The 22,150-nt window shown below is 62.7% G+C and carries 23 protein-coding genes; 14 read left to right on the top strand and 9 right to left on the bottom strand.

Annotation, left to right across the window (positions count from 1 at the left end; translation table 11 throughout):
* The 3 genes from ACYVHT_RS06065 to folP all read right to left on the bottom strand — a co-directional run.
* The coding region (locus ACYVHT_RS06065; RefSeq protein ID WP_460549004.1) for a hypothetical protein at positions 1 to 985 on the bottom strand (985 nt) is incomplete at its 3' end.
* A gap of 474 nt (positions 986 to 1,459) precedes the next feature.
* Positions 1,460 to 2,293: a diadenylate cyclase gene (cdaA, locus tag ACYVHT_RS06060; RefSeq protein ID WP_460549002.1), complete on the bottom strand. Its 834-nt coding sequence runs from the start codon at positions 2,291 to 2,293 to the stop codon at positions 1,460 to 1,462.
* Positions 2,294 to 2,502: 209 nt separating this feature from the next.
* Positions 2,503 to 3,336: a dihydropteroate synthase gene (gene folP / locus ACYVHT_RS06055; RefSeq protein ID WP_460548999.1), complete on the bottom strand. Its 834-nt coding sequence runs from the start codon at positions 3,334 to 3,336 to the stop codon at positions 2,503 to 2,505.
* Positions 3,337 to 3,493: 157 nt separating this feature from the next.
* On the opposite strand from folP, the gene ACYVHT_RS06050 reads away from it, so the two are divergent.
* The 5 genes from ACYVHT_RS06050 (at position 3,494) to ACYVHT_RS06030 (ending at position 8,043) form a co-directional block, all read left to right on the top strand.
* Positions 3,494 to 4,033 carry a DUF1599 domain-containing protein gene (locus ACYVHT_RS06050; RefSeq protein WP_460549071.1) on the top strand — a complete coding sequence of 180 codons (540 nt, stop codon included), beginning with the start codon at positions 3,494 to 3,496 and terminating at the stop codon, positions 4,031 to 4,033.
* A 138-nt stretch (positions 4,034 to 4,171) separates the two neighbouring features.
* Complete coding sequence (locus tag ACYVHT_RS06045) at positions 4,172 to 5,341, top strand: BT_3928 family protein (RefSeq protein ID WP_460548997.1); 1,170 nt, start codon at positions 4,172 to 4,174, stop codon at positions 5,339 to 5,341.
* Positions 5,342 to 5,555: 214 nt separating this feature from the next.
* On the top strand, positions 5,556 to 6,614 hold the full coding sequence (locus tag ACYVHT_RS06040) for an ABC transporter permease (RefSeq protein WP_460548995.1): 1,059 nt from the start codon (positions 5,556 to 5,558) through the stop codon (positions 6,612 to 6,614).
* Positions 6,615 to 6,726: 112 nt separating this feature from the next.
* Positions 6,727 to 7,329 (top strand): shikimate kinase, encoded by a 603-nt coding sequence (locus tag ACYVHT_RS06035; protein WP_460548992.1) that lies wholly within the window; start codon positions 6,727 to 6,729, stop codon positions 7,327 to 7,329.
* A gap of 36 nt (positions 7,330 to 7,365) precedes the next feature.
* The gene (locus tag ACYVHT_RS06030; protein ID WP_460548990.1) at positions 7,366 to 8,043 is read left to right on the top strand and encodes a sterol desaturase family protein; all 678 of its coding nucleotides are present in this window, start codon (positions 7,366 to 7,368) and stop codon (positions 8,041 to 8,043) included.
* Between the two features lie 79 nt (positions 8,044 to 8,122).
* Here the strand turns inward: ACYVHT_RS06030 and ACYVHT_RS06025 are convergent, their stop codons facing one another.
* Complete coding sequence (locus ACYVHT_RS06025; RefSeq protein WP_460548989.1) at positions 8,123 to 8,302, bottom strand: hypothetical protein; 180 nt, start codon at positions 8,300 to 8,302, stop codon at positions 8,123 to 8,125.
* Positions 8,303 to 8,434: 132 nt separating this feature from the next.
* Between ACYVHT_RS06025 and ACYVHT_RS06020 the strand changes: the two genes are divergently transcribed.
* Together ACYVHT_RS06020 and ACYVHT_RS06015 are read left to right on the top strand one after the other, a co-directional pair.
* The gene (locus ACYVHT_RS06020; RefSeq protein WP_460548987.1) at positions 8,435 to 8,617 is read left to right on the top strand and encodes a hypothetical protein; all 183 of its coding nucleotides are present in this window, start codon (positions 8,435 to 8,437) and stop codon (positions 8,615 to 8,617) included.
* A gap of 12 nt (positions 8,618 to 8,629) precedes the next feature.
* Positions 8,630 to 9,067: a DUF1684 domain-containing protein gene (locus ACYVHT_RS06015; protein ID WP_460549069.1), complete on the top strand. Its 438-nt coding sequence runs from the start codon at positions 8,630 to 8,632 to the stop codon at positions 9,065 to 9,067.
* A 91-nt stretch (positions 9,068 to 9,158) separates the two neighbouring features.
* Here ACYVHT_RS06015 and ACYVHT_RS06010 read toward each other — a convergent pair whose 3' ends face one another.
* The 3 genes from ACYVHT_RS06010 to ACYVHT_RS06000 all read right to left on the bottom strand — a co-directional run bounded on the left by ACYVHT_RS06010 (position 9,159) and on the right by ACYVHT_RS06000 (position 11,145).
* Positions 9,159 to 10,013 (bottom strand): TPM domain-containing protein, encoded by an 855-nt coding sequence (locus tag ACYVHT_RS06010; RefSeq protein ID WP_460548984.1) that lies wholly within the window; start codon positions 10,011 to 10,013, stop codon positions 9,159 to 9,161.
* Positions 10,010 to 10,468, bottom strand: coding sequence for a TPM domain-containing protein (locus ACYVHT_RS06005; RefSeq protein ID WP_460548982.1), 459 nt, complete (start codon positions 10,466 to 10,468; stop codon positions 10,010 to 10,012). Before ACYVHT_RS06005 ends, ACYVHT_RS06010 begins: the two co-directional genes overlap by 4 nt.
* 98 nt (positions 10,469 to 10,566) lie before the next feature.
* Positions 10,567 to 11,145: a LemA family protein gene (locus tag ACYVHT_RS06000; protein ID WP_241936433.1), complete on the bottom strand. Its 579-nt coding sequence runs from the start codon at positions 11,143 to 11,145 to the stop codon at positions 10,567 to 10,569.
* Between the two features lie 194 nt (positions 11,146 to 11,339).
* Between ACYVHT_RS06000 and ACYVHT_RS05995 the strand changes: the two genes are divergently transcribed.
* From ACYVHT_RS05995 to ACYVHT_RS05975, 5 genes are all read left to right on the top strand, one after another.
* The gene (locus ACYVHT_RS05995) at positions 11,340 to 12,341 is read left to right on the top strand and encodes a sugar phosphate nucleotidyltransferase (protein WP_460548980.1); all 1,002 of its coding nucleotides are present in this window, start codon (positions 11,340 to 11,342) and stop codon (positions 12,339 to 12,341) included.
* 91 nt (positions 12,342 to 12,432) lie between these two features.
* Complete coding sequence (locus ACYVHT_RS05990) at positions 12,433 to 13,521, top strand: hypothetical protein (protein WP_460548978.1); 1,089 nt, start codon at positions 12,433 to 12,435, stop codon at positions 13,519 to 13,521.
* 163 nt (positions 13,522 to 13,684) lie between these two features.
* Entirely contained in the window at positions 13,685 to 15,913 is a 2,229-nt protein-coding gene (locus tag ACYVHT_RS05985; protein WP_460548975.1) for a prolyl oligopeptidase family serine peptidase, read from the top strand.
* Between the two features lie 17 nt (positions 15,914 to 15,930).
* On the top strand, positions 15,931 to 16,689 hold the full coding sequence (locus ACYVHT_RS05980) for a hypothetical protein (RefSeq protein ID WP_460548973.1): 759 nt from the start codon (positions 15,931 to 15,933) through the stop codon (positions 16,687 to 16,689).
* 96 nt (positions 16,690 to 16,785) lie between these two features.
* Positions 16,786 to 17,832 (top strand): LLM class flavin-dependent oxidoreductase, encoded by a 1,047-nt coding sequence (locus tag ACYVHT_RS05975; RefSeq protein WP_460548971.1) that lies wholly within the window; start codon positions 16,786 to 16,788, stop codon positions 17,830 to 17,832.
* Between the two features lie 78 nt (positions 17,833 to 17,910).
* On the opposite strand, the gene ahcY is transcribed toward ACYVHT_RS05975, so the two are convergent.
* Positions 17,911 to 19,227, bottom strand: coding sequence for an adenosylhomocysteinase (gene ahcY, locus ACYVHT_RS05970; protein ID WP_460548969.1), 1,317 nt, complete (start codon positions 19,225 to 19,227; stop codon positions 17,911 to 17,913).
* A gap of 136 nt (positions 19,228 to 19,363) precedes the next feature.
* The gene (locus ACYVHT_RS05965) at positions 19,364 to 20,122 is read right to left on the bottom strand and encodes a DUF4397 domain-containing protein (protein WP_460548967.1); all 759 of its coding nucleotides are present in this window, start codon (positions 20,120 to 20,122) and stop codon (positions 19,364 to 19,366) included.
* 172 nt (positions 20,123 to 20,294) lie between these two features.
* Here ACYVHT_RS05965 and ACYVHT_RS05960 point away from each other — a divergent pair, with 172 nt between their 5' ends.
* Together ACYVHT_RS05960 and ACYVHT_RS05955 are read left to right on the top strand one after the other, a co-directional pair.
* Positions 20,295 to 20,906, top strand: a complete 612-nt coding sequence (locus tag ACYVHT_RS05960) for a hypothetical protein (protein ID WP_460548965.1) — start codon at positions 20,295 to 20,297, stop codon at positions 20,904 to 20,906.
* A 29-nt stretch (positions 20,907 to 20,935) separates the two neighbouring features.
* A complete protein-coding gene (locus ACYVHT_RS05955; protein ID WP_460548964.1) occupies positions 20,936 to 22,144 on the top strand; it encodes a THUMP-like domain-containing protein in 1,209 nt (402 codons plus the stop codon).
* Positions 22,145 to 22,150: the final 6 nt, after the last annotated feature.

The raw sequence follows: 22,150 nt of genomic DNA, 5'->3' as shown, positions 1-22,150 counted from the left end.
CCCGCGTCGCGTCAATCACCAGGTTGTTTATCGTCGTGTAGTCCGTCCCGTTCAGCTGAACAACCGCCCGCTGGTTCGAATTGGTGGAGCCGAACTTGATGGTACGCCCGCCGCCGTTGATAACCAACGGGTTGGTCGCGCTCGTGCCGTTCACCTGGCCCAGTAGGAACTGCTCGGTGTAGGGGCCACCCACTACCGTCACGGTCGTCGGCCCGCTGATGCCGTCCAGCGTCAGTCGCGAGGCGGCATCCGTGAAGCTGTTAAAGTTGGTGCCGGCCGTCGGCTGAGCATTGTTGATGGTGTAGGCCCCGCTGATGGGGTTGGCCACCTGCGCCGTTACCGACACGTTGTCAATCACCGCCGGGGGCTGTGTGCCCGCCGTGTTGTCGTTGCGCCAGGTGAACACCAGTCGTTGCGTGGTGCCCGCTACCGTACCTGGCAGCTGGTAGCTGGTGCGGCCAAAAGCCGTTTGCAGGTTAATGTTGCCGCCGAGCTGCACCGCACCGGCCGTGCCGTTCACGAGTTGCGTGCCGGCAGTCGGCGTCACCGTGGTGGGCACCATAAATACCTGGATGTAGTCGAACGTGCTTTCGCCGCCCGCTTTCCAATCGAAGCCCAGCTGCACAATGTTTTGGCCAGCCGGGAACGTTACGTCGCGGTAAAAGTGCACAACCGAGGGAGCTGTAATGGTATAGGCGTTGCTCACGCCCGCATCGTTGCTCACGTAGGCAGCTTTGGTGCCTGTCGTCGTTGGGCCGTTGCCGCCCACCGTGCCCACGTACCACTGGTTGGTTTCCGTGCCGTTCACGATGGTGAAGCTGTTCGTAGCTCCCTCAAAGGTTTCGTTGAACACGGTGGTCTGGGCCTGCGCGCCCAGGCTGCCCAGCAGCAAGGCTCCGGCCCCCAGCAGCCGTGTCAGCCGCTTGGAGGATGCGAGTTGTCGGAACAGCATTCCGGGCTGTTCACGCAGTAAAGTTTTTAGCATAAGAAGAAATGAAGAGGGTGAAGAGGGTGAAAAAAATGTAACCGAAACAAGCAAAGGGTGGGTAGGTAATAGCCGGAACAGCAGGTGCCATGAGCTTGCCAACCCCCGGCCGGCCGCTTGCAAAGGGCCGTCGTTAATCGGGTGTAGCTCATAACTTTCCGAGAAAATTATAACCAAAAACCCCAAAAACCTAATCTCCCCCCCTCAGGTCCCCGCATAGCAATTCCATTATTTTTATTATTAATACCCTATTTATCAAAATCTTAACCCGCCCAACAAAATTCGTAACAGTGATGTAATATGGATGTCGTGGCCCGCGCGGCGGCCACTTCGCCCGCGCCACCCGGAACGTGCAGCAGCGCACGCCCCGCTCGGTCCTCTCCCGCAAAGCCCGTCTCTACGGGGCCTGCAAACCACAGACCGGCGGCTTTATAGCCCTCGTCGGCATCCCGGAATCTGGTTTGCGGCCCGGGCTCAGGGCAGGGGCGCTACGGCCGGTTTGGCCGCGGCTTTGCCGGGGTTCACGGCCAGCAGCCACTCGCCCAGGCGGGCCTTGAGCTCGGTGGTGCCCAGGTTGCGGTACACCTCGCCGTGGTGCACCAGGCTCATGGCGCCGGTTTCTTCGCTCACCACCAGCACCACGGCATCGGTGATTTCGCTCAGGCCGATGGCGGCGCGGTGGCGCAGGCCGAGCGAGGCGGGCACGTCGGGGTTTTCGCTCACCGGCAGGATGCAGCGGGCCGCCAGAATGCGGCCGTTGGCAATAATCACGGCCCCGTCGTGCAGGGGGCTGGTTTTGTTGAAGATAGATAGCAGCAGGCGCTTGCTGACTTCGGCATCGAGCCGGTCGCCGGATTCGGCGAAGGCCGACAGGTCGGACGCCTGCGTGAAGCAGATGAGCGCGCCCGTGTACTTATTGGAAAGGCTTTTGGCTGCCTCCACGAAGGGGGTGATTTGCAGCGGCGCGGCTTCGGCGGGGCGGCCCCAGGTCCAGCCGCGCATGCGCTCCAGGGCCGTGGCCTTGCCCACGTTCAGCAGAAACCGCCGGATTTCCTGCTGAAACAGGATGATGCTGGCCAGCACGCCCACGCTCATGAACTGCCCCAGAATCTTGGTGAGCAGCTCCATGCCGGTGGCCTTCACCACGAGGTAGAGCAGGTAGAAGGAAATCAGCCCCAGCGCCACGTTCAGGGCCACCGAGCCGCGCAGCAGCTTGTAGAGCTGGTAGAGTAGCACCGTCACCAGCAACACGTCGGCCGCGTCAATCCAGCCGAAATGCAGGAAATTGATGGGGAATGGGCCGGACATGGGCGGGTGGGAATGGGGAAAAAGAGACAGGAATGCGCCTGTTATCCTGAGCAGGGCGAAGGGCCTTATCGCCACGGCATAAGTCCCTGCAAACCGTTTAGTCGTGAGAAAGTCCTTCGCTACGCTCAGGCTGACAGACGGGACTCAGGATGACAACGAGAATACGCGGCCGTTGCACGGCACGCCCTTCATTCCTCAAATTACGGCCTTTATTCCGCGTCCGGAAAGGTGTGGGCAAATAATTGTATGGTTTGCGCGGCCTCGGCCACGTCGTGGGCGCGCAGCAGGCGCGCGCCGCCCTGCAGGGCCACCATGTGCAGCGCCGTGGTGCCATTGAGGGCTGCTTCGGGGCCGAGGCCGAGGGGGCCGTACACCATGCGCTTGCGCGAAAGCGCCGCCAGCACGGGCAGGCCCAGCGCCTGCAGCTCGGGCAGGCGGCGCAGCAGCTCGTGGCTCTGGGCGGCCGTTTTGGCGAAGCCGAAGCCGGGGTCGAGCAGCACGTCGGTGGCACCGGCCTGGCGCAGGGCGGTCAGCCCGTCGCGGAAGTAGCGCAGCAATGTGAGTACGATATCGTCTTCGTAGTGCGTGAGCCGGGCCATGGTTTGGGGCGTGCCGCGCAGGTGCATCAGCACGTAGGGCACGCGCAGGCGGCCCACGGTGGCAAACATGGCGGCATCGAGGGTGCCGCCGCCCACGTCGTTCACCAGGTCGGCCCCGGCCTGCACGGCGGCTTCGGCCACGCCGGCCCGAAAGGTATCGACGGAGAGAAAGGCGGCCGGAAACTCCCGGCGCAGGGCTGCCACGGCGGGCAGCAGGCGGCGCGCTTCCTCGTCGGGCGAAATGTCTTCGGCCCCCGGCCGGGTGCTGTAGGCGCCCAGGTCGAGCAGGGCCGCGCCGGCCGTGAGCATGGCTTCGGCGCGGGTGAGCAGGTCTTTTTCAGATTCGACGCGGCTGCCGGCAAAAAACGAGTCGGGCGTGAGATTGAGGATGCCCATCACCTGCGGACGGCGCAGGCTGAGCAGGCGGCCGTGGGGGCTGCGCAATGAGTGAATGGGTGAATGGGTGAATGAGTGAATAGCAGGCGGCATAGGGGAGCGGGTAAGAGGCCTAAATATCCAACGGGCGGGGCGAACTTGCAGCCGTGAAGGCGTTGCCGGTTGGGTCAGTCATTCACTCATTCGCTCATTCACCCATTCACTCATTGTGAACACCCCCGAACACTACGACCTGCTGCTGGCCCGCTGCCGCACGCTGTTTCTGGCCAAAACCCACGACTACGGCACGGCGTGGCGCATTCTGCGCCTGCCTTCGGTCACGGACCAGATTTTTATCAAGGCCAACCGCATCCGGACCATTCAGGAAACCGGCGTGCAGCTGGTGGCCGATGACGTGAACGAGGAGTTCGTGGCCATCATCAACTACTGCCTCATTGCCCTGATGCAGCTGCACCTGCCCGCCGGCACGCCGCTGGACATGACGCCCGAGGCCGTGGCCACCGCCTACGACCACGAAGCCGCCGAAAACCGCCGCCTGCTGCTGGCCAAAAACCACGACTACGGCGAGGCCTGGCGCCAGATGCGCGTGGCCAGCATCACCGACCTTATCCTGATGAAGCTGCACCGCGTGAAGCAGCTCGAAGACATCGGCGGGGCCGCCCTGGTGAGCGAGAGCGTGGAAGGCAGCTACCGCGACATGCTGAACTACGCCGTGTTTGCCCTGATTCTGCGCGGCGAGAGGTAGCAGCGCACAAAACCAGAACGGCCATGCTTCGACTGCGCTCAGCATGACCGTTCCTTTTCTATCTTCCTACTTCCGGCCCGACCTTTACCCAAACATTGCGCGTTGCCTGCGCGTTTGCCACCGGCTTACTTTGCTCTTATGTCGACTATCAGCTCCGCTCCTGCCGTTGCACCGGCCCCTCATTTGTTGCGCACCGTCACGCGGGTGTGCTGGTTTTTGCTGGGGGCCCTGTTCATTTTTTCCGGCCTCATCAAGCTGAACGACCCCGTCGGCACGGCTTATAAGCTGGAAGAATACTTCGAAGTGTTTGCCGTGTCGGTGCCCGCGCTCGATGGGTTCTTCCTGTGGTTCAAGAACATTTCGCGCACGCTGTCCATTTTTCTCAGCTCGCTCGAAGTAATTCTGGGCGTGGCGCTGCTGCTGCGCTGGCACCTCAAAATCACGCTGTGGGTGCTGCTGGGGCTGCTGGTGTTTTTCGCCTTTCTGACGTTTTATTCGGCGGCCTTCAACAAGGTGACGGACTGCGGCTGCTTCGGTGATTTCATCAAGCTCACGCCCTGGACGTCGTTTGCCAAGGACATGTTTCTGCTGGTGCTGTGGCTGGTGGTGTTCACGCACCAACGCTTTCTGCGCCACGCCTTTGTGCAGGGCACCTTCGGCATCATGGTCATGACGTTTGCCTCGGCCATTGCCATCGGCATTGGGGTGCGGGCGCTGGGCCACCTGCCCTATTTCGACTTCCTGCCCTACAAAGTGGGCAACAACATCGGCACGCTGATGAAGCCCGCCGAGCCCGCCCGCTACCGCTACACCATGACGCGCAACGGCGAAACCAAGGAGTTCGACGCCTACCCCACCGATACCACCTGGAAATACCAGAGCATGGAGTCGCTGAACCCGAAGACGTCCACCCCGGTCATCACCGACTTCGAGGTGTCCGACGTCAACGGCGACTCCTACACCCAGGAGCTGCTGAAGGGCAGCAAGCTGGTGCTCATCGTGCAGAACACCAACAAGGCCGACCGCGACCGTTTCAAAGCCATCAATGCCCTGATGGAGTCGGCGGCCAAGTCGCGGCGCGGCATTACGGCGCTCACCATTACCAGTACCAGCGCGGCCAAGTTCGACTCGTTCCGCCACGACGTGAACCTCGCCGGCCCCTACTATTTTGCCGATGCCACAGTGCTCAAATCCATGATTCGCTCCAACCCCGGCCTCATGGTGCTGCAGAATGGCGTGGTGAAAGCCAAGTACCACTACCACGACATTCCCCAGCTGTGGGAAGTGGAGAAAGCGCTGAAAGAGTAGCAGGCTATAATGATTAGTGATTAATGGTCAGGGATTAATGACTGGCCATTGATGAGCATTTCGCCTGCCGTTTCGGAACGTGCGCTGAACCTTCCTGAAGCTGAGCGATTCGCCGCAATCAAGTCGGCCGAACGTGATGAGGAGCTGCGTACCCCCCGGATGGCAGGCGAAAAACATTAATCCCTGACCGTTAACCATTAATCATTAAAAGAACTTGTTCTCCTTCATCCTCCGTCGCCTGGGCCAGGGCCTGCTGGTGCTCGCCGGAGTAGCCTGCACGGTGTTTCTGTTGTTCAACGTGCTGCCCGGCGACCCGGCGGCCCTGCTGGCCGGCCAGCGCTCCGACCTGGCCACCAAAGCCGCCATCACCGCCGACCTCGGCCTCGACCAGCCCCTGCCGGCCCGCCTGGCCGGCTACCTCAACGACGTGTCGCCGCTGGGCCTGCACCCGCGCGACTCGGCCGGGCGGGCCCGCTACGGCGGCGTGGCGCTGCTGCCGCTGGGCAGCCGGGCGCTGGTCCTGAAAACGCCCTACCTGCGCCGCTCCTTCCAGAGCAACAAGGACGTGCTGCGCATTCTGCTCGACTATTTCCCCGGCACCATGTGGCTGGCACTGGCGGCCATGCTCATTGCCAGCGTGGGCGGCGTGGCGTTTGGCGTGGTGGCGGCGCTGCGGCCGCAGTCGTGGCCGGACCGGGTGCTGGTGAGCACCTCGGTGCTGGGCATTTCGGTGCCGTCGTTCGTGGCGGCCATTCTCATTGCCGTCACGTTTGGCTTCTACTGGAGCCACTTCACGGGCCTGAGCCTCACCGGGCAGCTGTACGAAACCGACCCGTTTACGGGCGAGCGGCACCTGGTGCTGCGCAACCTGCTGCTGCCGGCCGTGGCGCTGGGCATCCGGCCGCTGGCCATCATCACGCAGCTCACGCGCTCCAGCATGCTCGACGTGCTGAGCCAGGACTACATTCGCACGGCCCGCGCCAAGGGCCTGAGCCGCGCCGCCACCGTGCTGCACCACGCCCTGCGCAACGCCCTGAACCCCGTGGTGACGGCCGTATCGGGCTGGCTGGCCTCGCTCATGGCCGGCGCGTTTTTCATCGAATACATCTTCAACTGGAAAGGCCTGGGCACCGTGACGCTGCGCGCCGTCGAAAACCTCGACTTTCCGGTGGTGATGGGCTCCACGCTGTTCGTGGCCGCGCTGTTTGTGCTGATAAACATTGTGGTCGATGTGCTCTACGCCGTGCTCGACCCGCGCGTGAAGCTGGGGTAGCATTGCTGTAAGAGCTGTCATCCGGAGCCGCGCGAAGGACCTTATCACGAAAGGACAGCTTACTGATTTTCAATTGGGCACGGACATGATACGGTCCTTCGCTCTGCTCAGGATGACAAACCGTACCCAAACCCTACCCTTCCCTTCCGACGACCTGTTCACCCGCGGCGGCTCCGGCCACCTGAGCCTGGTGGGGCTGCCCGGCGCGGGAAAAACCACGCTGGGCCGCCAGCTGGCCGCCCATTTCAACCGCCCGTTTCTGGACCTGGATATCGCCATCGAAGCCCGCACCGGGCGCAGCGTGCAGAAGATTTTCGCCGAAGACGGGGAAGCTGAGTTTCGCAGCGTAGAATCGGCGGTGCTGCGCGACGCGCTGAGCTACGCCGGCTCGCCGCTGGTGCTGGCCACGGGCGGGGGCACCCCCTGCTTTCACGACAACATGGCCCTGCTCAACCGCGTGGGGCCCACGCTCTGGCTCGACGTGCCGGTGGCCGTGCTGGCCGCCCGCCTCCTGCCCGAAGAAGTGGCCAGGCGCCCCCTCATGGCCGCCGCGGGCGGGGCCGAAGCCTGGCTGCGCGAAACCCTTGCGGCCCGAATGAAGTTTTACAACCAGGCGCGGCTGCGCTGCTCGCTGGCGTGCACGCTGCCGGCGGTGGTGGCCCAGCTGGCGGGCATCGGGTTTGCGCTGCCGGGTACATTGCCTCCCGCATTGTAATTTTGTTAATTGATTCGTTCGACGCCCATTATCCTCATGCAATCAATATCCACCGAAGAACCAGTCGTTAAGGCAGCCGTACCCGACGTTAACACGCCCGTGCGGCCCAAGCACAAAGGGTCGGCCCAACTGTTTCAAAACCCCGTGCTGGAGCGCCTGACGCATACCCACATTGCCCTGCCGGTGGGCATTTTCATCGCTACGGCCGGCGTGAGCCTGTACTACGGCCTCACGCGTGGCTTCATGACGGGGGTTTCGGCGCTGGGCCTGTTTCTGGCCGGCCTGCTGCTTTTCACGCTGGTGGAATACCTGGTGCACCGCTACGTGTACCACATTCCGGCCACCACGCCGGCCCGCGCCAAGTTTCAGTACACCATGCACGGCGTGCACCACGAGTATCCCAAAGACAAGACCCGGCTGGCCATGCCGCCCATTCTGACGGTGTTTGTGGCTTCGCTGCTGTTCTTCATTTTCCGCTTCAGCTTTGGGTCGTATGCGTTTGGCCTGCTGTCGGGCTTCACGTTCGGCTACGCCATGTACCTGTTCGTGCACTACGCCATTCATGCCTACGCGCCGCCGAAAAACTTCCTGAAAGTGTGGTGGACGCACCACGCCCAGCACCACTACCGGCAGGAAGCCGTGGCCTTTGGCGTGAGCAGTACACTCTGGGACCACATCATCGGCACCATGCCGGAAAGCAAGAAGTCGGAATAGATTTCACCGCAACTCCGGTCAATAAAAAAGCGCGGCTCCTGTGCAGGAGCCGCGCTTTTTGCGTCTGGCCAATAGTGGATTATGGACGCGGGCCACGCATTTTGCTCACAATGAAGAACAACAGCGCCACTACAATGACGACGGCAATAATGCCCGTGTAAGCCCCGGCTTTGAAGATGCCCACAATGGCATCGCAGCCCGTGAGCGTGGTGGCCAGGGCGAAGAGAAATACGAAAAGTGAAAGACGGGAGGCGTTCATGGCAATGGTTGAAGGGGAAGTGAAAGAAGAGGCCGCGGCCTTGAAATACCGTCGGATAGAGGGTGATACTCAGGCAACGCGAAAAAGGTTAAGCCCCACGGCAGCAATCACGGCCGGAAGTAGCTTTGCCTTATGAAACGACTGCTGACGCTCGCCCTCTTTGCCTCCCTGCCGGGTGGTGCCGCCCACGCGCAAGCCCTCAGTGCCCGGCCCGACTCGGCAACGCACCGGCAGGGGGTCATCGCCTTCCAGCAAACCATCAACGCGGAGTTTCGCAGTCCGGAAGAGTCGCCGCTGACGACGGCCGAGCGGTAGGCGTTCAACACCCTGCCCTTCTACCCCACCCGCTACGCCTACTGCGTGGAGGCCCGGCTGGTGCGCGATTCAACGTCCACGCCCTTTGCCATGCAAACCAGCACTGCCCGGCGGCCCATCTACCGCAAATACGGCGAGCTGCGCTTCGTGCTCAATGGCAAGCCGCTGACGCTAAGCATCTACCAGAACCAGGAGCTGCTAAAGCGCCCCGGCCTCGAAGACTACCTGTTCGTGCCCTTCACCGACCTTACCAACGGCCACGAAACCTACGGCGGTGGCCGGTACCTCGACCTGCGCATTCCGCCCGCCGGCGCCCGCACCATGGTGCTCGACTTCAACAAGGCATACAACCCTTCGTGCGCTTACAACCACGGCTACTCCTGCCCCGTGCCCCCGGCCGAAAACCGGCTGGCCGTGGCCATTCCGGTGGGCGTGCGGGCCGGGCACTGAAGGTAGTGATTAATGATGAACGGTTAGTGCGTAATGCCCAGCGGAATTGGGGCATTACGCACTAACCGTTCATCATTAATCATTAAAAAGCCTACCAGCTGCCGCTGGCCCCGCCGCCGCCACTGCTGCCGCCGCCGAAACCACCAAAGCCGCCCCCGCCGCCACCGCCGCCGCCCCAGCCGCCACCACCGCCGCCGCCGAAGCCGCCCCCGAAGATGATGGGCGGCACGAAGCCGCCACCAAAGCCCCGGTTGCGCCGCCCGCCGCCGCCACCGCCCCGGTTGCGCAGCATGATGAAAATGAGCACCATTACCCCAATTATCACCCAGAAAGGAATGCCCGAGCCGCTGCGGTCGCGGCTGCGCGGCTGCCGCACATCGGAGGGGTCAACCTTGTATTCGCCTTTGGCCAGCAGAATGAGCTGGTCGGTGGCGCGGTCAAGGCCGGCGTAGTATTGGTTTTGCCGGAAAGCGGGCACCAGCGTGTTGCTGATGATACGCTTGGCAATGGCATCGGGCACGGCGCCCTCGAGGCCGTAGCCGGTCTGGATGCGGGCGGTGTGCTCCTGCTGGGCCACCAGCACCAGAATGCCGTTGTTCTTGCCCTTCTGGCCAATGCCCCACTTCTCGTAAAGCTGCTGGGCGTAGTCGGCAATGTCGTCGCCGTCGAGCGTAGGCACGGTTACCACGGCTATCTGCGACGAGGTGCTGTCGTTGTAGGCCACCAGCTTGCGCTCCAGCTGCGCGGCTTCGCCGGCCTGCATCATGCCGGCCAGGTCATTCACGAGGTGGGGCGGGTCGGGGCGCGGCGGAATGTTCTGCGCGGCGCTGCTCAGGGCGGCGAATAGCCCCAGCAGCACCAGCAGCACGGCCCACCACGGCCGGGCGGGGCTGGCTGCGGCCCGTACCGGCGTACTTATCCTGGCAGCGGCCACGGAATTTTTCATGTTTTGGAAGGCGACGCAGGGCCGCCGAAAGAAATGGAATCGTCCAGCTCGTTCTGGTCGGTGGCGGCATCGTAGGGGAAGTAGCGCTTCAGCTGCTCGCCCACCATCTTGATGCCGCGCTCCAGGCCCAGCACGTAGTTTTCGTGCCGGAACTGCTCCAGCACGGCCTCCTTGGTGGTTTCCCAGAAATCGTCGGGTACGGCGGAGTTGATGGCCGAATCGCCCACCACGGCAAACTGCCGGCTTTTCCAGGCCAGGTAAAACAGCACGCCGTTGCGGGCGGCGGTCTTGTGCATGTTCAGCTCACCAAAAACCTGGGCGGCGCGGTCCAGCGGCTCAGGCGTGGGGCAGGTGTCTTCGAGATGCACCCGGATTTCGCCGGAGGTCGTGATTTCGGCCTGCCGAATGGCGGCCACCAGGGCAGCATCCTGAGCCGGAGTGAGGGGGGAAGTCATGGGTGGGAATTTTGAGTGAAGAGTTAAAAGTTGAGCGTTGAGCTTGGGAAGCAAACCGACCCCAACTTTTAACTCTTCACTCCTGACGCTTAACTCAATTAGAATTGAACGGTCGGCGCCTTGCTCGCGGCCGGGTCGGCCTCGAAATACGGCTTGGGCGGGAAGCCGAACATGCCGGCAAACAGGTTGTTGGGGAAGGAGCGGGTGAAGGTGTTGTAGTCGTTGGTAACGGCGTTGAACTTGTTGCGCTCCACGTTGATGCGGTTTTCGGTGCCTTCAATCTGGGCCTGCAGCTCCTGGAAGTTGGCGTTGGCTTTCAGGTCAGGATAATTCTCCGACACGGCCAGCAGGCGGCCCAGGCCGGCCGATACCTGGCTCTGGGCGTCCTGGAATTTCTTGATGTTTTCGGGCGTCAGGTCGTTGGCATTCAGCTGCACGCTGGTGGCTTTGGCGCGGGCTTCGATGACGCTGGTGAGGGTGCCCTGCTCAAATTTAGCAGCCCCTTTCACGGTGTTCACCAGGTTGCCGATGAGGTCGTTGCGGCGCTGATAGGCGCTTTGCACGTTGCCGGCCTGGGCTTTCACGGCCTGGTCGCGCTGCACCATGCCGTTGTAGCCGCACGAGGACTGAGTGAGCAACAGGGCCAGGCCCGCGAAATAAAGGAGAAAGCGTTTCATCTTGAAATGGGTTGTGAAGGGTGTTGGTGAAAGGTATTCGAAGGCTGGGAAAGCGCGGCGGCAAAACCTGCGGCCGCTGGTTCGGTTTGGTACCGGGTTTGGCGCAAAGTACGCAGCTTAGCCCTAGTAGTTGTAGCTTGCTGCTTAGCTGCGCCTGGCGCCTGCTTTATCGTCCTCGCATCCCATCCATTACAATGAAAGCCATTATCCCTGTTGCCGGCATTGGCTCGCGCCTGCGCCCCCACACCCACACCCAGCCCAAAAGCCTGGTGCCGGTGGCCGGCAACACCATTCTGGGCCACATCATCGACCGCCTCACGGCCGCCGGCATCACCGAGTTTGTGTTCATCGTGGGTTATCTGGGCGATAAGATTGTGCGCTACGTGCGCCGCACCTACCCCGACCTGAAGTCCACCTTCGTGCTGCAGGAGCCCCGCGAGGGCCTGGGCCACGCCCTGTGGCTGGCCCGCGAGGAGTTCCGGCACGACACGGACGGCGTGCTCATCCTGCTCGGCGACACCATTGTCGACGTGGACCTGCGCGCCCTCATGGCCACGCCCGGCTCGGTGCTGGCCGTGAAGGAGGTGAAGACGCCCAGCATGTTCGGCCTGGTCGAAACCGGGGCCAACGGCCGCGTGAGCAAGGTGGTGGAGAAGCCCAAAATCCCGAAGTCGAACTTCGCCATGGTGGGCCTCTACAAGCTGGCCTACCCCGAAAAGCTGGCCCAGGCCCTGGAATGGCTGCGCGAGCACGAGGTGCGCACCCACGGCGAGTACCAGCTCACCGATGCGCTGATGCACCTCATCGAGGAAGGCGAGGTGATGACGACCTGCCCGGTGGACAACTGGTTCGACTGCGGCCGGAAGGAAACCCTGCTCGAAGCCAACGCCCGCCTGCTCAACCAGCCCGAGTTTCTGGACGAGCGGGACTACTCCGAGTTTCCCGATTCGGTTATTATTCCGCCGGTCAGCATCGGGCGGGGCTGCCAGATTTCGCACTCCATCATCGGCCCCAACGTGGCCATTGGCGACAAAACCATCATCAAAAACACCATCCTGAGCGACTCCATCATCGGCTCCTACTCGGAGCTGCAGTCGGCGGTGATGCACGACTGCATCGTGGGCTCCGACGCCTCGTTCCGGGGCATGAACCACTCGCTGAACATCGGCGACAACACGGAGATTGATTATAGCTGAGCATTGCGCCATCCGGCTCAGGCTCGTGTAGTAACAAAACAATAATAAGTTGCGCCCAACGCCGTACTTTTCCGGTAAAATCGCGCTGCTTATGAATTTCCGTTCTGTTCTGGCTCCGCTGCTGGCGGTTCTGTCGCTTGCCGGCCCGCTCCGCGCCCAAACGCCCCTCGGCCAGCCCTCGCTCGATGAAAGCAAGGTGCAAATCTGGTGCGCCACGGTGCGCTTCGTGTACGACGACGCCGGCCGGCCCAACCTCAAAAGCACGGTGCGCTGCGACGGCGGCAACCTGGAGGCGCTGGCCGCCAGCATCCGGCCCGACAGCCTGCGCGTGTACAGCCTGCTCTACCAGCCCATTGAGGGCAAAGGCAGCATCTACCAGGGCAAAAAGGACAACCCGGCCCGCCTCGCTGCGCTGACCAAAGCTATTGTGGGCAAGCTGAAAAGCTCGCCGGCCCGCCGCAAAGACCCCGCCCGCATGGCCCGCGTGGCCGCCCTCGAAACGGCCCTCACCAACTACGTGGCCGCCGGCACGCCGCTGGGCGAAGTAGCGGCCGCCATGACGCCCGAAACGCCCGATACTGCCGTGGCTACCGGCACCGCCCTCGGCCCCGCCGAAGCGGCCGAGCTGGCCGCCGCCGCCGACCGCAACGCCGTCGGCGCAGCGGCCCCGACGGCCACCAGCAGCGAAAGCCTGCTGTTTCGCTTCGCCGCCCCGCTGGCGCTCATTCTGGCCATTCTGAGCCTGGTGCTCTACATCATGCTGCGCATCACGCTGGGGCACTGGCGGCGGCAGCAGCGCCGCGAAACCCTCACGGCGAAGCAAGCCGCCACCGCCGCCCAGGCTGCCGCCGCCGAAACCAGCGCCGCCGTGGCCGACTCGGTGGCCCGCGTGAAACGCGCCGAAGCCCTGGTGCTGGCTGCCTCCGAAACCAGCGCCGCCCCCGTGGCTACCCCGGCCCTCGACCAGCTCAGCCCCGCCCAGCGCCTGGAAGTGGAGCGCCTGGTGAGCCAGCGCGTGGACGAGGAGCTGCGCTGGCTGCGCGCCAACCTGCCCGAGCTGGTGGCCGCCGTGGTGAGCCAGCCCATGGTGACAGCCGAAGCCGATGCGCCCCCGGCGGCTGCAGAAGCCGGAAACCCCGACCCTACGCCACCGGTTGCGGATGGCGGGCAGCGGGATTAGAGTAACCGTCATGTCTGTAACCAGAACGTCATGCTGAGCTTGTCGAAGCATCACTACTGCGCAACTAATTCTTTCGATTGGATTACTCTTCGCGGTAGAGATGCTTCGACAAGCTCAGCATGACGTTCCCTTCTTTCCACGCCCCCTTACCACCGCAACCCACATGAAACCCGCCCTTTCTCTCCTTGTTCTTCTGACGGCCGCTACGGCTTGCCGCGCCACCTCGCCGCAGGAGCGCAACAGCCTGCCCCGCCGCCAGCCCCTCACCGAAATGACCACCGCCGAAAACGGCGAGCCCCGCCACCTCACCGGCCTGGCCCTCCTTGCCCCTCCCCCCGTGAAATACCCCGCCACCCGCAAAACCGACCACACCGACACCTACTTCGGCACCGTGGTGCCCGACCCCTACCACTGGCTCGAAAGCCTCGACTCGCCCGAAACCAAGGCCTGGGTGACGGCCGAGAATGAGGTGACCTTCGGCTATTTGAATCAGATTCCGTTCCGCGACAAAATCCGGGAGCGGCTCACCAAAATCTGGAACTACGAGCGCTACGGCGTGCCCGAGCAGGTGGGGCCGGAGCTGGTGTTCAGCAAGAACGACGGCCTGCAGAATCAGGCCGTGGTGTACCGCCAGCGCGGCACCGAGGAGCCCCGCGTGCTGCTCGACCCCAACAAGTTCTCGGCCGACGGCACCACTGCCCTGGCCGGCATGGAGTTCAGCAACGACCACCGCTACCTGGCCTACGCCACCAGCGGCGGCGGCTCCGACTGGCACAAGGTCCGCATCATGGACCTGACCACGGACAAGCTGCTGCCCGAAACCCTGGAATGGGTGAAGGTATCGGGCACGTCGTGGACGAAGAACGGCTTCTACTACGGCCGCTACGACGCGCCCAAGGCCGGCGAAAACGGCCTTTCGGGCAAAAACGAGTACCACAAGGTGTATTTCCACAAGCTGAACACGCCCCAGAGCGCCGACCAGCTGGTGTACGAAAACCCCAAAATGCCGCTGGGCTTCCGCTTTGCCAATGCCACCGAGGACGAGCGGTTCCTCGTGCTGAGCCTCACCGACGGCAAGGCCGACGGCAACCAGCTGCTGGTGCGCGACCTCACCGACCCCAAACAGGCCAAAACCTGGACCACGCTCATTTCGAGCTACGAGTTCAACAACAGCGTCATCGGCAACGTGGGCGGCGAGGTGCTGGTGTACACCAACTACAAGGCCCCCAACTACCGCGTCATCCGCATCGACCCCAGGAAGCCCGCCGAAGCCAACTGGCACGACGTGCTGCCCGAAAGCAAGAACAAGCTGGAAAGCGTGACGCAGGTGGGCGGCAAGCTCATTGCCGATTACCTGAACGACGCCAGCTCGCAGGTGAAGGTGTATTCGGAGCTGGGCAAGTTTGAGCACGACGTGCAGCTGCCGGCCATTGGCACGGCCAGCGGCTTCGGCGGCCGGCGCGATGCCAAGGCCGTGTACTACGCCTTCACGTCGTTCACCTACCCCACCACCATCTACAAATACGACCTCGCCACCAACACCAGCACCGTGTTCCGCGCCCCGAAGGTGGACGTGAACCCGGCCGACTACGAAACCACGCAGGTATTCTACCCCAGCAAGGATGGCACGAAGATTCCGATGTTCATCATCCGCAAGAAAGGCGTGGCGCTGAACGGCCAGAACCCCACTTACCTCTACGCCTACGGCGGCTTCAACATCTCGCTCACGCCGGGCTTCTCGGTGGCGCGCATGCTGTGGCTGGAAAATGGCGGTATCCTGGCCATTCCGAACCTGCGCGGCGGCGGCGAGTACGGCGAGGCCTGGCACAAAGCCGGCATGACGCCCAACAAGCAGAACGTGTTCGACGACTTCATTGCCGCCGCCGAGTACCTGAAAACCAACAAGTACACCGACTACGACCACCTCGCCATCGCGGGCGGCTCGAACGGCGGCCTGCTGGTGGGCGCCACCATGACGCAGCGCCCCGACCTGTGCAAAGTGGCCCTGCCCGCCGTGGGCGTGATGGACATGCTCCGCTACCAAACCTTCACCATCGGCTGGAACTGGGCGCCCGAGTACGGCACCTCGGCCGATGAAGCGCAGTTCCGGAACCTGCTGGCCTTCTCGCCCCTGCACAACCTGAAGCCCGCCGCCTACCCCGCCACCATGATAACGACGGCCGACCACGATGACCGGGTGGTGCCCGCGCACTCCTTCAAGTTTGCCGCCGCCCTGCAAGCCGCCAACACCGGCCCCAACCCCACCCTCATCCGTGTGGACGTAAACGCCGGCCACGGCGCGGGCAAAAGCACCAAGCTCCAGATTCAGGAGTGGGCCGACGTGTGGAGCTTCTGCTACGCCAACATGGGCGTGACGCCGGAGGTAAAGTAGCAAGCCAGCAGCACCCAATGTCCTTTCTCAAGCAACTCTGGCCTGCCACCGTTCTGCTATTTCTGCTATTGGCCTCACTGCCGGGGCATGCGCAGTGGAAATTAGTGAACGACGACTGCGCTTTTCCCACTGGAAAACGCTACTTCAATTCAGTGGGCGATGAAAAACCAGTCAGCGATGCCGACTTGGACCACCCGCCCAAAACCCCGACTGGCATCAGGTTTCCGGTACCGCCGCCGCATACGGCCGAAGTAGCCCAGGCAGAGCAGGCCTACAATGCCGGCCGGTTTGCAGAGGCCGCCGCGCATCTAAAACCATTCGTCAATCAAAAGATTGTCGCTCCCCAGGTGCTTAATCAGTATGCCCGTGCCCTGTACCGAGCCCCGGGAGGCAAGCCCGAGAGCTACGCCGCTTACCAGCGCCTGATTGCGCTGCTCGATGCCTATGGCCGCGAGAACGCCACTACGTGTGCGATTTACCTGCCATTTAGCGAGGCGTATTACAAATTGGCCACGCTGCAAATGGACAATGACAAGTGGGAACTCGCCGCCTACAACCTCTCGCGTTTCCTGTATATCCTCAACGCGGTACCGGACTGGAAAACGAATGATATCTACGAGAGTGCCCTCCAGTACCAAACGGAATGCTTTGCTGAATTAAGGAACACAGCCCTCTGCCGTCATTATGGACAGCGCACCTTAAAGCTTTTTCCTCAAAATGAGTACGTGCGTACCTATCTGGCCCGCTTGCCCGCAGCGTCAAAACCCAAGCCCTGAAGTGTACTGCTCTGAGTTCCGGTTCAGTCTTAACAAACTATTTCGCTGATTCAGCGCTTCCCGGTTCGTTTCCCTGAATTGATTCACCCACTTGATATGCAAATTGGAATCAGCTCCTTCGGCGAGGTAGCGCCCGCCCACGTTGCCGGCCAGGACCACGCCGCTGCCCAGCGCATGCAGGAAATCCTGGCTATGGGCAAGCTGGCCGACGAAACCGGCCTCGACGTGCTGGCCCTCGGCGAGCACCACCGCCCCGACTTCATCATCTCCGCGCCCGAAGTCATTCTGGCCGCCGTGGCCGCCATCACCACGCGCATTCGCCTGAGCAGCGCCGTCACCGTCCTCAGCTCCGTCGACCCCGTTCGCACCTTCCAGAATTTCGCCACCGTGGACCTCATCTCCAACGGCCGGGCCGAGATTATTGCCGGACGCGGCTCCTTCATTGAATCCTTCCCGCTCTTCGGGCAGGACTTGAAGGACTACGACGCGCTGTTCATCGAGAAGCTCCAGCTGCTGCTGAACATCAACGAAAACGAGGTGGTGACCTGGCAGGGCAAGCACCGCGCCGCCATTGCCGCCAAGGGTGTGTACCCGCGCCCGGCCCAGCCCAAAATCCCGGTCTGGATTGGCGTAGGCGGTACGCCGGCCTCCGTTATTCGGGCCGGGCAGCTGGGGCTGCCGCTCACCATTGCCATCCTGGGCGGCGCGCCCGCGCAATACGTGCCGTTTGCGGAACTCTACCGCGAATCGGCCCAGAAAGCCGGCCACGACGTGGCCGCACTCCAGCTGGCCATCAACTGCCACCTGCACCTGGCCGACACCGCCGAGCAGGCCCGCGACGAGTTCTTCCCGCCCTACTCCACGCTTATGAACCGTATCGGCCGGGAGCGCGGCTGGTCGCCCATGGACCGCCGCCATTTCGACTACCTCTGCGGCCCGCAGGGCCCGCTGCTGGTGGGCTCGCCGCAGGACATCATCGCCAAGCTCCTCTACCAGCATCGGCTGTTCACCAACACCCGCTTCCTGGCGCAGCTCGTCATCGAGGGCATTTCGCACCAAAGCGTGCTGCGCTCCATTGAGCTGCTGGGCACGCAGGTAGCACCGGCGGTGCGAGCAGCGCTGGGAGTTTCGGCAGCTGTTTAGCGCAACTTTTCCATGAACTTAAAAGGCCGGCCCACTTACGTGAGCCGGCCTTTTAAGCTTTCAGGTTTCTGGCTACTTTTAGTAGCGATACAAATCCGATTTGAACGGACCTTCTACCGGCACTTTGATGTAGTCGGCCTGCTTGGGCGTCAGCTCGTCCAGTTCCACGCCAATTTTGGCGAGGTGCAGGCGGGCCACCTTCTCGTCGAGGTGCTTGGGCAAGGTGTACACCTGGTTTTCATACTGGTCGCCACGCTCCCACAGCTCCAGCTGGGCTAAGGTTTGGTTCGTGAACGAGTTCGACATCACGAACGAGGGGTGGCCGGTGGCGCAGCCCAGGTTCACGAGGCGGCCTTCGGCGAGGATGATAACCTCTTTGCCGTCAATCGTGTAGATGTCCACCTGCGGCTTCACCGTGTCTTTGGTGTGGCCGTAGTTGTTGTTCAGCCAGGCCATGTCAATCTCATCATCGAAGTGGCCGATGTTGCAGACAATGGCCTTGTCGCGCAGGGCGCGGAAATGCTCCTCGCGGATGATGTCGCAGTTGCCGGTGGTGGTAATCACAATGTCGGCGCGCGGGATGGCGGTTTCCATGCGCTTCACTTCGTAGCCGTCCATGGCGGCCTGCAGGGCGCAGATGGGGTCAATCTCGGTCACGATGACGCGGGCACCGGCGCCGCGCAGCGAAGCAGCGGTGCCTTTTCCTACGTCGCCGTAGCCGGCCACCACGGCCACTTTGCCGGCCATCATGATGTCGGTAGCCCGGCGAATGGCGTCCACGGCCGACTCTTTGCAGCCGTATTTGTTGTCAAATTTCGACTTCGTCACCGAGTCGTTCACGTTGATGGCGGGGAAGGGCAGCGTGCCCTGCTTCACGCGCTCGTACAGGCGCAGCACGCCGGTCGTGGTTTCTTCGCTCACGCCTTTGATGCCGGCGGCCAGCTCAGGGTATTTGTCCAGCACCATGTTGGTGAGGTCGCCACCGTCGTCCAGAATCATGTTCAGCGGCTGCCGGTCCTCACCGAAGAACAGCGTCTGCTCGATGCACCAGTTGAACTCCTCCTCGTTCATGCCCTTCCAGGCATATACCGGGGTGCCAGCCGCTGCAATGGCAGCCGCCGCGTTGTCCTGGGTCGAGAAGATGTTGCACGACGACCACGTTACCTCCGCGCCCAGCGCCTGGAGGGTTTCGATGAGTACGGCCGTTTGAATCGTCATGTGCAGGCAGCCGGCAATGCGGGCACCTTTGAAGGGCTGCGAGGCACCGAATTCGGCCCGCAGGCTCATCAGACCAGGCATTTCAGCTTCGGCCAGACGGATTTCCTTACGGCCCCACTCGGCCAGGCTCATGTCCTTTACTTTGTACGGAACGTACGTATTCGTCGTGGTTTCCAATGGGATAGGATTAAGTTGTTGATTCGCGTTTCAACTACAAAGATACATAGTTTGTTTGGCGTTGGGCACGAAAAAGCCCGCGCCGGGTGGCGCAGGCTTTTTCGTTTGGCGCAGGAAGAAGAATGCCTGCGAATGCCTAGTTGTTCGCAACAATGACGGCCTGAACCTGCTGCGCCGTCGGAACGCCAGGCCCGGAAATGCCACGCACGATGACGGTGTAGATTTTTCCGGATTCAAACGTTTTGGTGCCGGTGCCGGCCCCGGTGCCGTCGCCCACGGCCACTACCGACGTACGCACGGTGCCAACAGTAGAAGGTGCCGTGATGCTCAGGTTGTAGGAGCCTGCATTGACAGGAGCAAAGGCAGAAGCGGCCCCAAAGGCAACGTCGGAGGTAATGTCGGTACCTGCCGCACCCGGCACAGCCGACGGCAGCGTCAGGCGCACCGGGCTGGAAGCCCCTACCCCCAAATGCACGACCCGCACTTTGGCCGTGCCCGCAGTCGGAGCCGTCAGGTCGTCGGGGGTCACCAGCAGGGCGGCGCTGCCAACGGTGGCATTGGGCGAATAAATAAAGGCCGAGTAATTCTGGTCTTTGGCAATGGTGACAGCTTGGCTCGCAACAACCTGCGTACCGTTTTTGATGCTCAGCGTGGGAGTGCCAGTGTTGATATTGAAGTAGGTACCGGTTTGGCCGTAGTTGAGCGACCCGCCCTGCACGTCATTCACAAACACGGTCACGGCGGTGTTGGCGGCGGCGGCGGCGTGCGAAACGATTACCCGGCCCTGCTCGACGACGGGGGTCGCCGGGTCGTCTTTTTTGCTGCACGAGGCAAGCAATACCACAGCGGGAATGAGGGCCTGGACAGCGCGGCGGAGCACGAAGGGATTTTTCATAATGTCGTATCGGGTGGTGAAGTGATTACTTTATGGGGGCTATAATGACCTGCGGAAAAGCCCGCCTGGCTCGGCCTGAACGTGCTACCGCGCAGGTTTGTTGGGCTTACAACCCGAAAATATTAGGAAAGCCCGCTATTTGGCCCTTGCGGCCCCTGCTATATTTGTTGCTATGCACATTACCAACCGGTTGCCGCTGGCCAAGTGGCAGCTTCGCGGCGCTCTCGCCACCGCACTGTTTATCAGCCCCTTGCTGCCCGTGCTGGCCCAGAAGGCACCTGCCACCATTCGCCTGCATCCCGACGATGCCGAGCGCGGCCTGCACGGCCCGCAGCACAATTTCGATTTTCTGCCGCCCGGCGTTGAGGGCGACAACTACCAGACCGCCGGCTTCTTCGGGCAGAAAATGCGCCCGTACCTGGCCGGCAACCCGCAGGCCCTGGCCCACCTCAACCAGTACCGCCGGCAGAAAACCCTGTTTCTGATTGACCGGATAGTGGCCGTGGGCTCGTTCGGTTTTTATGGCCAGCAGATTCTATCCGGCGACGGCTTTCAATACTTCAAGCCCTCGCAACGCGTGGCGCTCGGCGTGTTTGCCACCAGCATTCTGGCCACGGTCTTCATCAACGCCAACACCAATACGTACATGAGGCAAGCCGTGGAGTCGTACAATGCCGGCCTTGCATACCACAGGGTGTGGCCGCGCCTGCGTCCTTCGGCCGTTGGCTTTGCCGCTGCACCTACCGGCCAGCCGCTGCTGGCCGTGCGCTGGGCTTTGCGCTAAGCGTCGCGTTTTTCCGTATAGGCTTTTCCATGGACTACCCCCTGCCCGAAGCGGCCCGGCGGTATGTGGCCGCGCATCTGCACGACGACCCCGCCCACCTGGCCCTCCAAGCCCGCCGCCACCCCGGCCTGCCCGTGCCCGAGCTGGTGCGCCAGATTCAGGCCCGCCAGAAAGCCCGCGCCAAGCTCCCCGCCTGGGCCGACAACCCCGACCTGATTTTCCCGCCCGCCCTGTCCGTCGAGCAGGCCTCCTCGGCCCGCACGGCCGCTTTCAAGGCCGGTCTGGTGGGCGGTCAGCGGCTGGCCGACCTCACCGGCGGCTTCGGGGCCGACTCGGCGGCCTTTGCTGCCCGCGTAACCCGGGTCGACTACGTGGAGCGCACCCCGGCGCTGGCCGAGGTGGTGCGCTTTAATTTCAGTCAGCTCGGCATCGACAATGTGGCGGTGCACGCCGCCGACGCGGTGGCCTTTCTCAAGGAAACGCCGCAGCACTACGACTGGCTTTACCTCGACCCGGCCCGGCGCGATACCGCCGCCCGCAAGATTTTCCTGCTCCGCGACTGCGAGCCCGACGTGGTGAAGCTGCTGCCGCTGCTGCTGCACAAGGCCGATAAGATTCTGCTCAAAACCTCGCCCATGCTTGACATTGAGCACGCGGTGCAGGGCCTGGCCCATGTGCGCCGCCTGTGGGTGGTGGCCGTGGATAATGAGGTCAAGGAAGTGCTCTACGAGCTGGGCCAGGAGCCGGCCATCGACCCCGAGCGCTACGCCATCAACCTGCGGCGCGATGGTACGCAACAGGAGTTCCGCCTCAACCGGGCGCGCGAGGCCCGCGCCACGCCCCGCTACGCCGAGGCCCAGCAGTACCTCTACGAGCCCAACGCGGCCGTGCTCAAGGCGGGCGCGTTCCGCAGCATCGGCACGGCGTTCGAGCTGCTGAAGCTGCACCAGCACAGCCACCTGTATACTTCCGATGTGCTGCGCCCGGAATTTCCGGGCCGGGTTTTTAAGGTGCTGGCCGTGGAAAAGGCCGATGGCGCAGCCCTCAAAGCTTACCTGGGCCCGGAGGCGCGGGCGCACGTCACCACCCGCAACTTCCCCGACTCGGTGGCCGATTTCCGACGACGCACCGGCATCCGCGAGGGCGGCGAAATCTACCTGTTTGCCACTACCGACCTGCGCGGCCGGCCAGTCGTTTTGGTCTGTGAAAAGCTAACGGCTCCGGTGAGCGCCGCCTGATGCGCA

This window comes from Hymenobacter daeguensis (assembly GCF_054780555.1).
This window is presented reverse-complemented; position numbering and strand designations above follow the sequence as displayed.